The sequence below is a fragment of the Kitasatospora sp. NPDC058162 genome, from assembly GCF_042884005.1.
Classification (GTDB): domain Bacteria; phylum Actinomycetota; class Actinomycetes; order Streptomycetales; family Streptomycetaceae; genus Kitasatospora.
On the sequence record NZ_JBHVUS010000036.1, the window covers coordinates 44216 to 53715 of the forward strand.

8 protein-coding genes are annotated in these 9500 nt (G+C 74.0%); 6 read left to right on the forward strand and 2 right to left on the reverse strand.

The window, feature by feature from the left end; all coding sequences use genetic code 11:
- The first annotated feature begins 253 nt into the window (after positions 1-253).
- Entirely contained in the window at positions 254-847 is a 594-nt protein-coding gene (locus ACFVXG_RS37870; RefSeq protein ID WP_387934463.1) for a 2'-5' RNA ligase family protein, read from the forward strand.
- 66 nt (positions 848-913) lie between these two features.
- A complete protein-coding gene (locus ACFVXG_RS37875) occupies positions 914-1543 on the forward strand; it encodes a LysE family translocator (protein WP_387934465.1) in 630 nt (209 codons plus the stop codon).
- An 18-nt stretch (positions 1544-1561) separates the two neighbouring features.
- Here ACFVXG_RS37875 and ACFVXG_RS37880 read toward each other — a convergent pair whose 3' ends face one another.
- A complete protein-coding gene (locus tag ACFVXG_RS37880; RefSeq protein ID WP_387934466.1) occupies positions 1562-1993 on the reverse strand; it encodes a MarR family winged helix-turn-helix transcriptional regulator in 432 nt (143 codons plus the stop codon).
- Positions 1994-2065: 72 nt separating this feature from the next.
- Between ACFVXG_RS37880 and ACFVXG_RS37885 the strand changes: the two genes are divergently transcribed.
- The 3 genes from ACFVXG_RS37885 (at position 2066) to ACFVXG_RS37895 (ending at position 7293) form a co-directional block, all read left to right on the forward strand.
- Positions 2066-2845: an alpha/beta fold hydrolase gene (locus ACFVXG_RS37885; RefSeq protein ID WP_387934467.1), complete on the forward strand. Its 780-nt coding sequence runs from the start codon at positions 2066-2068 to the stop codon at positions 2843-2845.
- 125 nt (positions 2846-2970) lie between these two features.
- Complete coding sequence (locus ACFVXG_RS37890; protein WP_387934469.1) at positions 2971-3987, forward strand: AraC family transcriptional regulator; 1017 nt, start codon at positions 2971-2973, stop codon at positions 3985-3987.
- A 201-nt stretch (positions 3988-4188) separates the two neighbouring features.
- The gene (locus tag ACFVXG_RS37895; RefSeq protein ID WP_387934471.1) at positions 4189-7293 is read left to right on the forward strand and encodes a BTAD domain-containing putative transcriptional regulator; all 3105 of its coding nucleotides are present in this window, start codon (positions 4189-4191) and stop codon (positions 7291-7293) included.
- A gap of 19 nt (positions 7294-7312) precedes the next feature.
- Here ACFVXG_RS37895 and ACFVXG_RS37900 read toward each other — a convergent pair whose 3' ends face one another.
- On the reverse strand, positions 7313-8047 hold the full coding sequence (locus tag ACFVXG_RS37900; RefSeq protein ID WP_387934472.1) for a hypothetical protein: 735 nt from the start codon (positions 8045-8047) through the stop codon (positions 7313-7315).
- A gap of 260 nt (positions 8048-8307) precedes the next feature.
- Between ACFVXG_RS37900 and ACFVXG_RS37905 the strand changes: the two genes are divergently transcribed.
- The coding region (locus tag ACFVXG_RS37905; RefSeq protein WP_387934474.1) for a CHAP domain-containing protein at positions 8308-9500 on the forward strand (1193 nt) is incomplete at its 3' end.

The window sequence follows — 9500 nt, forward strand, 5'->3', positions numbered from 1 at the left end:
GGGATTTCTTTTTTTTAACACACCCCCCCCCCCCCCCAAACCCCCGGTGGGGGGGCACGCCCCCCCCCCCCCCCCCCCACTCCTCCCGCCCGCGCCCACTCAGGCCCAGCTGGCGGGCGATCGCCGGGGCCCGGCTCGTCGCCTTGGTCCGCTTCGGCGTGAGGTTCGAGAACGGTGTCCTGGTTGAGCGGGAGGAGGCCACCGCTGCCTGAAACCGGTGGCGCGAACAGTCGCAGTCCGCGATCATCCAGCCGTGTCCCAAGACGAGTCAGGACGTTACCGAACAGGCCAGACCGCATTGCTCGCCACCGTGGCAGAAGCCGAACCGGTGGTTGAGCACCGGCGTGCGCAGTTCGATGCCTCCGCAGCGGCCGGGATTCCCGCCCACGTGACGGTGCTCTTCCCGTTCCTCGATATCGGTCTCATCAGTGCCGCGATCATCGGTGACCTCACGACCCTGTTTGCCGGGCACGACCCCTTCACGGTCCGGTTCGACGAGTGCGGCCGCTTCCCTGACGTGCTTTACCTGGCACCGACCCCGGCCCAGCCGTTTCGCGCGCTGACCGAGTCCATCGCCGACCGATGGCCGGAGGCACCGCCCTACGGGGGACAGTTCGCCGAGGTCATCCCGCACCTGACCGTCGCCCACGGGCAGTCGCCCCGAGTCTTCGACGAGGTGGAGGCGGAGCTGGCCGGTCGGCTACCCGTCACCGCGACGATCTCGTCGGTGGGCCTGTTCGTGAGCGACGGCCGAAGCTGGCGTCGCCACGCGGATTTTCCATTGGTCGGTGCATCGGACAACACCTCACCTCATCGGCCCAGCAGCCCGTCAATCCACAACTCCTGACAACTGCTCGTCTCAGCCTGTGAATTTCGCTTGCGGGGCTGCCGGGCCCGCACGAGCATCGGCGCCATGCCTGTCGATCCGCACCTCTTCGCCGTCTTCCTCGTCACCACCTTCGTCGCGATGGTCACCCCGGGGCCCGACATGCTGTTCGTCCTCGGCTGCGGGATCCGTGGCGGCGCCCGCGCCGGGCTGCTGGCCACCGCCGGGGTCGCGACCAGTGAGGCCGTCCACATCGGGCTCGCGGCCGCGGGGCTGTCCGCGTTCTTCGCCGCCGCGCCGACCGCGTTCACCGCGCTGCGCCTGGCCGGTGCCGGCTACCTCGTGTACCTCGGTGTGCAGGCGATCCGCCACCGGGGAAAGGAGCGGCTCGAGTCGGCGGGGGCGAACGGGGTTTCCGGTCGACGGGCGTACGTCCGTGGGCTGTTGACGAACCTGGTGAACCCGAAGATGGTCACGTTCACGATCGCGTTCCTGCCGCAGTTCGTCGACCCGGCCCTGGGCCGGGTCTGGCTGCAGTTCCTGATCCTCGGCGTGGTCTTCATCGCGGTCGAGTTCCTGGTCGACGGCACCGTGGGCGTGCTCGCGGGCCGGATCGGGGGGTGGCTGGACCGGCGCGCGGCCGCGCGCCGTCGGCTCGATGTGGCGACCGGCGGTGTGTTCATCGGCCTGGGCGTGCGTCTCGCCGTCGAGCGTTAGGGGCGTCTCGCCGTCCCGTCAGGAGGTCTCCTCGGCGGAGGTCTCGCCGCCGAGGCGGTGGAGCAGGGCGAGCAGGGTGGCGCGGTCCCCGGGCGGGAGGGGGGCGAAGCAGTCGGCGAGGACCTCGTCGGCGACCCGGTGACCGGCGGCGAGGACCTGCTCCCCGGCCGGGGTGAGGTGGTGTTCGATGCGCCGCCCGTGCCCCGGTCGGCGTTCGATCAGGCCCTGGGTCGTGAGGCGCCCGGCTAGGGTGCCGAAGGCCTGTTCGCTCTGGAAGGTCACCGCGGCGAGCGTGCGGGCTGATGCCCCGGGGGAGCGGCTGATCGCGCGCAGGGCGTCCCACTGGGCCAGGGTCGTGCCGATGGCGGCCAGTGCGGTGTCGAGTGCCCGGTGCTGCCGGTACTGCGCCTGCTTGACCGCTCTTCCGAGAACCTGCAGCTCATCGTGCATGGGCCGATTCTAGGGCGAGTTCGTCCGGTAACCAAGCTAGCTTATATAAAGATATTTAGTTAGCCTGGGGGCATGACCCTCCACCACGCCACCGTCATGTACGGCGACCTGCCCCTCACCCTCTCCGAGGCCGGCAAAGGCCGGCCGGTCCTGCTGCTGCACGGCGGCGGGGGACCGCGCACGGTCGCTGGCCTCGCCGAGCACCTCTCGCGCAGCGCACACACCATCGCGCCGACCCACCCGGGTTGGAACGGCACTCCCCGCCCCGACTGGCTGGCGGGCATCGACGACCTCGCCCTCCTCTACCTGCGCATGCTGCACGAGCGGGGGCTGACGGACGTCCTGGTCATCGGCTCCTCGATGGGCGGCTGGACGGCGGCCGAGATGGCCGCGCTCGACACCACCGGGATCGTCACCGGCCTCATCCTGATCAACGCCGTCGGCGTGCGGATCGAGGGCGCGCCGATCACCGACTTCTTCGCCCTCGACGCCCGCGCCGCCGCCGAACACACCTTGCACGACCCCGACCGCTTCAAGGCCGACCTCGCGAGCCTCTCCGCCGACCAGGTCGCCGTCCAGCAGGCCAACATGGCCACTGTGCGCGCCATCGCCGCGGACCCCTACATGTACGACCCCAAGCTGCTTCACCGCCTCCCGCGCATCGAGGTGCCCACCCTCGTGCTGTGGGGCGAGAGCGACCGCATCGTCACCCCGGCCTACGGCGCGGCGTACGCGGAGGCCTTCGGCAACGCGCGGTTCGAGCTCATCGCCGAGGCGGGCCACCTCCCGCAGATCGAACAGCCCGAGGCGACCTTCGCCCTGATCGACGCCCACCTGCACGGGGAGGAGTGACCTCCGTCAGGTCTCGCCCCGCCCCCCGGGGGGCCTCGAACCCCAAACCCCCGCCCGTGCACCGATACTGGTTCCGACGCCGCTGCGCCGCGCAGCGGGCCGGGAGCGGAGAGGGGCGGGCCGGGATGCCGACGGTGCTGTTCAGCGGCGGTGAGGTGGAGGGCCTGCACGACGCGGTGGCCACCGAGTTCGCGCCGCACAGGTTGCGGGTGCGTGACGCCCGCGCCGTACGCGAAGCCGGTGGCGGCGGCCGGTTCGTGCGGCTCTGGCGCGGCGAGGTGTCGGTGTACGAGCTGGGCTACGGCGCGGACGTCGACGTCGTCCCCGGTGAACTGGCCGACTTCTACAGCCTCCAACTCCCGCTCGCGGGATCGGGCGTGGTCACCGTGGACGGGCGTCCGCTCGCCACGCCGTTCAGCATCGCCGGACCGGGCCAGCACCTCTCGATGTCCTGGGACCGGGCCTGCGTCAACAACGTCCTGCTGATCAGCCGCCAGGCGGTGGACCGGGCGGTGGCCGTGCGGCGGGGCGAACCCGGTACCGAGGCCGTCCGGTTCGACCCCGCGCTGGACCGGGACGCCGCCGCCATGGCCGACTGGCTGGACCTCGCCCGGGCCTATGTCCGGGCCGTCGGCGGCGAGTTGTTCGCCCGCTCGCCGCTCGCCCGGCAGCACCACGAACAGCTGCTGGTGCACGGCCTGTTGGACATCCAGCCGCACAACCTCGGCCGCGCCCCGGCCCTGGTCGCCGCCCCGGCAGCCGTCCGCCGGGCCGTCACCTACTGCGCCGAGCACGCCCACGAGCCGATCTCGGTCGCCGACCTCGCCCGCGCCGCCCGGGTCAGCCTGCCCAGCCTGCGCCGGGGCTTCCGCACCCACCTGGACACCTCACCGCTCGCCTACCTGCGCCGCGTCCGGCTGGACCGCGCCCACCACGAGCTCCTCGCCGCCGCCGGCACCGGGACCACCCGGACGACCGTCACCCAGGTGGCGCTGCGCTGGGGCTTCACCCACATGGGCCGCTTCTCCGCGCAGTACCGGAAGGCGTACGGGCGGCTGCCCTCCCAAGTCCTGGACGGCGACCGGCAGTCGCCGGTCGTCGACTGTCCACAAAGCGCCGGTCGGGGCGACGGAAACGGATAGCGGCGGCCCGCGCTCCGGGCCAGACTTGGCAGGTGCCACGGGGGAGGCCGCCCTGCCGACGCCCCGCCGGGGGCGCGGTGGCGGCGGTCGGCACCGGCCGAGCAGCCAGACGGCCCCTGGCGCCTCGCGCTGGGGCGTGTACCGTCGACCCAGATGCGGTTCCGGTCACCTCGTGGTGGCCGAAGGTCCGGGGGGACGGGAATGACCGAGTTCAGCCTGTTGGGGCCGGTGGAGGCCCTGCGTTCGGGGGAGCGGCTGGTCCTCGGCGGCCCGAAGCCGCTGAGCCTGCTGACCGCCCTGCTGCTGCAGCCCCGTCAGGTGGTCGGCTCGGCCCGGCTGATCGACCTCGTGTGGGGGGAACAGGCCCCCGCCACCGCGACCGCCCTGGTCGCCAGCTACGTCGCCGCGCTGCGCCGCGGCCTGGGCGCCGAGGCGGACCGGCTGCTCCTCACCCGCTCGCCCGGGTACCTCCTCGCCGTGGACGGCGAGCAGCTCGACGCCTGGCGGTTCGAGCGCGGGCTCGCCGAGGCCAGGGGCGCCGTCGAGCGCGGCGACGCCGAGCAGGCCGTGGACGCCTTCGACACCGCGCTCGCCCTGTGGAAGGGCGAACGCGCCCTGGAGGGGATCGACCAGCCGTTCGCGGAGGCCGAGTCGGCCCGGCTCGGCCGGCTCCGGATCGACGGCATCGAGGAACGCGCCGCCGCCAGGCTGTCGCTGGGCTGTGACGGCGAACTCGTCTCGGAACTCACCGCCCTGTGCGCCCAGCACCCCCTGCGGGAGCCGCTGCGCGGCCAGCTGATGACGGCCCTGTACCGGATGGGCCGGCAGGCCGACGCGCTGCGCGTCTTCCAGGAGGGGCGCGAGCTGCTCTCCGAGGCGCTGGGCATCGACCCCGGGCCGGGCCTGCGCCTGATCCACCAGGCGATCCTCACCGAGGACGCGGTCGTCCTGAGCGCCCCGACGCCGACGCCGCCGCCCCGCTCCCGCAGCCGGGCCCGCGACGCGGAGCCCGGGCCGACGGCGCCTACGCCACCGCGCTCGGCCCTGATTCCGCGACAACTGCCCTTCGCGGCCCGCGACTTCGTCGGCCGACAGCAGGAGGTCGGCTGGATCGAGCGGGCCCTCGGCGCCACCGGCGGCGCGGACCGGCACTCCGGCCCGGACCGCCACCCCGGCGCCGCCGACGTCGCCGTGCTGTCCGGCCGCGCGGGCTGCGGCAAGACGGCGCTGGCGATCCACGTCGCCCACCGGCTGGCCTCCCGCTTCCCGGACGGCCAGCTCTACCTCAACCTCCGGGGCACCGCCGAGCTCCCCGTCGGCCCGCACGACGCCCTGGGCCGGATGCTGCGCGCCCTCGGCGTGGACGCCGCCCTGCTGCCCACCGGACTGGACGAGCGGGCCGAGCAGTACCGGATGCTGACGGCCGACCGCCGGATCCTCACCGTCCTCGACGACGCCGCGAACGAGGAGCAGGTCCGCAGCCTGCTGCCGGGCACCACGAGCTGCGCCGTGCTGGTCACCAGCCGCGGCCGCCTGCCCGTCCTGGAAGGCGCGGTGGTGCTGGACCTGGCCGTCCCCGCCGTGGACGACTCGGTGGCCGCCCTGGCCCGGCTGGTCGGCGCCGAGCGGGTCGCCGCCCAGCCCGAGGCGGCCCGGGAGATCGTCGACCTGTGCGGCCGGCTGCCGCTGGCCGTACGCGTCGCCGGGGCCCGGCTGGCCGGACGCCCGCACTGGGCGCTGACCCGACTTGCCTCCCGGCTGCGCGACGAACGCACCCGGCTGGACGAACTCACCGCCGGGGACCTCGACGTCCGCGCCAGTCTGACGCTCAGCTACACCGGACTCTCGCCGACCGCCCGCACCGCGCTGAACCGCCTCGGCCTGCTGAGCCCCGCCGACCTGCCCGCCTGGATCGTCGGGCCGCTGGTCGACACCGGCCCGACGGCGGCCGAGGACGTGGTGGACGAACTGGTCGACGCGCAGCTCCTCGACGCCGTCGGCACCGACGCAGCCGGCCAGACCCGCTACCACCTGCACGACCTGGTGCGCCTCTACGCGGCCGAGCACGGCCGCCGGGAGCCGGAGCAGGAGCGCACCGCGGCGGTCGTCCGGCTGGTCGACGCCTGGATCGCGCTGGTCGACGAGGCCGTCGAGAGCAGCGCCACCGGCACACCGGGCGTCCCGGCGGCCGAGCACCCGGCCTGGCGCTTCGAACCGCAGCAGACCGCAGAGCTGCTCGCCGACCCCAGGGCGTGGCTGGAATCCGAGCACGACAGCTTGGTGGCGATGGTCGAGGAGGCCGGGCGGGCCGGCCTGGACGTCGCGGCCTGCCGACTCGCCAACAGCGTCGCGCTCGGGCTGTTCGCGGCGCACAACCAGTTCGACTCCTGGTGGCGGACCCACGAGGCCGCCCTCGCGGCCGCCCGGGCCGGCGGCAACCTCGCCGGGGAGGCGCTGCTCCTGGTCGGGCTCGGTCGGCTGCGCTTCGAACAGGACCGCCTCGCCGAGTCCTACGACTACTACCGCCAGGCCATCGCGGTCTACCGCGGCACCGGCGGCGGCGCCGGCGAGGTGACCGCCCTCGCCGGGCTGGGCGAGGTCTGCCGCACCCAGGGCCAGTACGACGAGGCGGTGACCCACCTCACCCAGGCCCTGGCGGGCGCCGAACCGCTCGGACACCGGCTGACCGAGGCCCAGGCCGGCTACGGCCTCGGGTCCGTCCACTGCGAGCAGGGGCGCTTCCCGCAGGCCCGGGAGTGCCACGAACGCGCCCGCACCGCCTACCGCGCGGCCGGCAACCTGCGCGGCGAAGGCCTCGCCCTGCGCGGGCTCAGCCTGGTCGACCGCGCCCAGGGCAGGCTCGCCGAGGCCGCCGCCACCGCGGCCCGGGCCGAGGACCTGCTGCGCCGGGCCGGCGACCGGCTCGGCACGGTGTACGCCGCCCAGGCCCTGGCCAAGGTGCGGATGCGCCAGGGGGAGTACACAGCGGCGAGGGCTGCGCTGGAGGACGGCCTGGAGACCTGCCGTGACCTGCGCGACGGCTTCGGCGAGGCGCTCATCCTGCGGACGCTCGGCGAACTGGCCCTGGCCGAGGGCGAGCTCGAACCGGCCAGCGAGGCGCTCCGGCGCTCCCTCCAGCTGTGGGACGTGCTCCGGCTGCCGCTGTGGCGGGCTCGGACGCTGCGCGACCTCGGCCGCCTCGCGGCCGCGGCCGGTGACGCGGGCGCGGCGGAGGCGGCCTGGCAGGAGGCGCGCGGGGTCTTCGAGCGGTACGGCAGCCGGGAGGCGGGGGAGGAGCTGGCCTGACGCCGGGGGAGACGGGCCGTCAGGCCTTCGCCGGGGGCAGCGCCCGGAGCACGCGCTCGGGCACGACCCAGGTCGGCCCCGGCGTCGAGCCGGCGGGCGCGCGGCGGCCCGCCAGCACGGTGCAGACCGTCCCCGCCCCCGGTGAGCTGAGGCGCACGCCCTCCGGAAGGTCCGTGCGGAAGCCGTCGTAGACCCGGCTCGGGATCGTCCAGACCGCCGTGTCACCGTAGCCGCAGGCGGCGACCTCCTCCGGGCCGGAGAAGGCGATCAGCGCGCCGCCGAGCAGCAGGGCGACCGGCCGCGGATCGTACCGGCCGGCGCGATCCACCGTGCCCCGACAGAGCGTGCCGTCCGCGGGCACCACCGGGAGGCCCCGGAAGAGCGGCAGCGGAACGCCGTTGACGACCCCCCGGTCCGGGGCCGCCTCCAACTCGGCCTCGCTGGCGAAGTCCAGCCGGGCCCGGCCGACCATCATGGCGACCGGGGTGGTGAGTTGTCCGTCCCGACCCTGGAGCAGGGTGCCGTCCGCGGGCAGGGCCTGCTCCGGGTCGAAGCGGCCGGGCACCGGCAGCACCCGGCGCTCGTCGTAGCCGCAGGCCGTCAACTCGGCCAGGTCGGCGAAGGGGACGAGGACGCCGCCCACCGCGACGGCCAGTCGGCCGGCGGCGTCCCGCAGCAGGGTGCCGTCCGCGGGTGAGGTGGCGGAGGTGGGAGCGGGCGGGGCGGGCGCGCGGGGGAAGCGGTCGTCAGGCATGGCACTGTCCTCGGTTCGACGGAAACCCCCATCCTGCGGACCGGCTCTTCAATTTCCCTGCAAGTCCCATGGAGGAACCCCGGCCGCTTTGCAGGCCCGGTGGCCCGTGGCCGTCTCCAGGTGATCAGCGGCCGCTCTGCACCCTTCTTGCAGACCGCTGTCGGAACGTCGTTGCAGCGAAGCCCGGCCGGACCGAACCGCCGGGCCGAACCACCGGACCAACGCGCCGGACCAACTCCCGACGACCCGAAGGACGTTCCATGCCCAGCACCGCACTCCGTCGCATCCTCACCACCGCAGCCGTGGCCACCGTCGCCGCACCCGTGCTGACCCTGATCGGCATGGCACCGGCGTCGGCAGCCACCGGCACGGACGTGGTCCGGCTCGCCGCGGCCAACCTGGGCAAGCACAACTGCGACACCAACAGCCTCGGCGGCACCGGCTACTTCACCAGCTGCCGGCCCGAGGCCTGGTGCGCCGACTTCGCCAAGTGGGTGTGGCAGAACAGCGGCCTCCGGACGGACGGCATCACGCCCGCGGCAGGGTCGTTCTACGTCTACGGCCAGAACAACGGAACCCTGCACGCCTCGACCTCGTACACGCCGCAGCTCGGCGACGCGGTGGTCTACAACTACAACGGCGCCGGGTACGCCGACCACGTCGGCCTGGTCAGCCGGGTCGACGCCGACGGGACCATCCAGGTCGTCAACGGCAACTTCGGCAACGACGACTCGACCTCGGTGGTGGCCTACTCCCAGGGCCGGGGCGCGGTGGGCAGCGTGATCGCGGGCCAGACCGTCAGCGCCTTCGTCACGCCGGTGGGGATCACGGCGGCCCAGCCCGCCGGGGCGGAGGTGGTCCGGTTCGCCGACGGCACGATCAAGGCGTACGCCGTGAAGGCCGACGGCAACGTCTACGGCATCGGCAACACCGTCGCCGGCGCGGCCTTCGGGAACTGGCAGGCGCTGTCGACCGGCGGTGGGTTCGTCGGGCGGCCGTCGGTGGTCCGGTTCCCGGACGGGACGGTGAACGTCTACGTCCGGACGGCGTCCGGGACGGTCCTGGCGCGGGGCAACACGGCGACCGGTCCGGGGACGAGTTTCGGGGATTGGCAGCAGGTTTCGCCGGTGGGTGCGATGGCGGTGGCCGGTGATCCGGAGGTGGTGCGGTTCCCGGACGGGACTTTGCACGTCTACGCGGTGCTGGCGGACGGGAACGTCAACGGTCTCGGTCAGAGTGCGCCGGGTGCGGCGTTCGGTGCGTGGCAGTCCCTCAGCAGTGGTGGTGGGTTCGTCGGGCGGCCGTCGGTGGTCTCGTTCCCGGACGGGGCGGTGAACGTCTACGTCCGGACGGCGTCTGGGACGGTCCTGGCGCGGGGCAACACGGCGACCGGTCCGGGGACGAGTTTCGGGGATTGGCAGCAGGTTTCGCCGGTGGGTGCGATGGCGGTGGC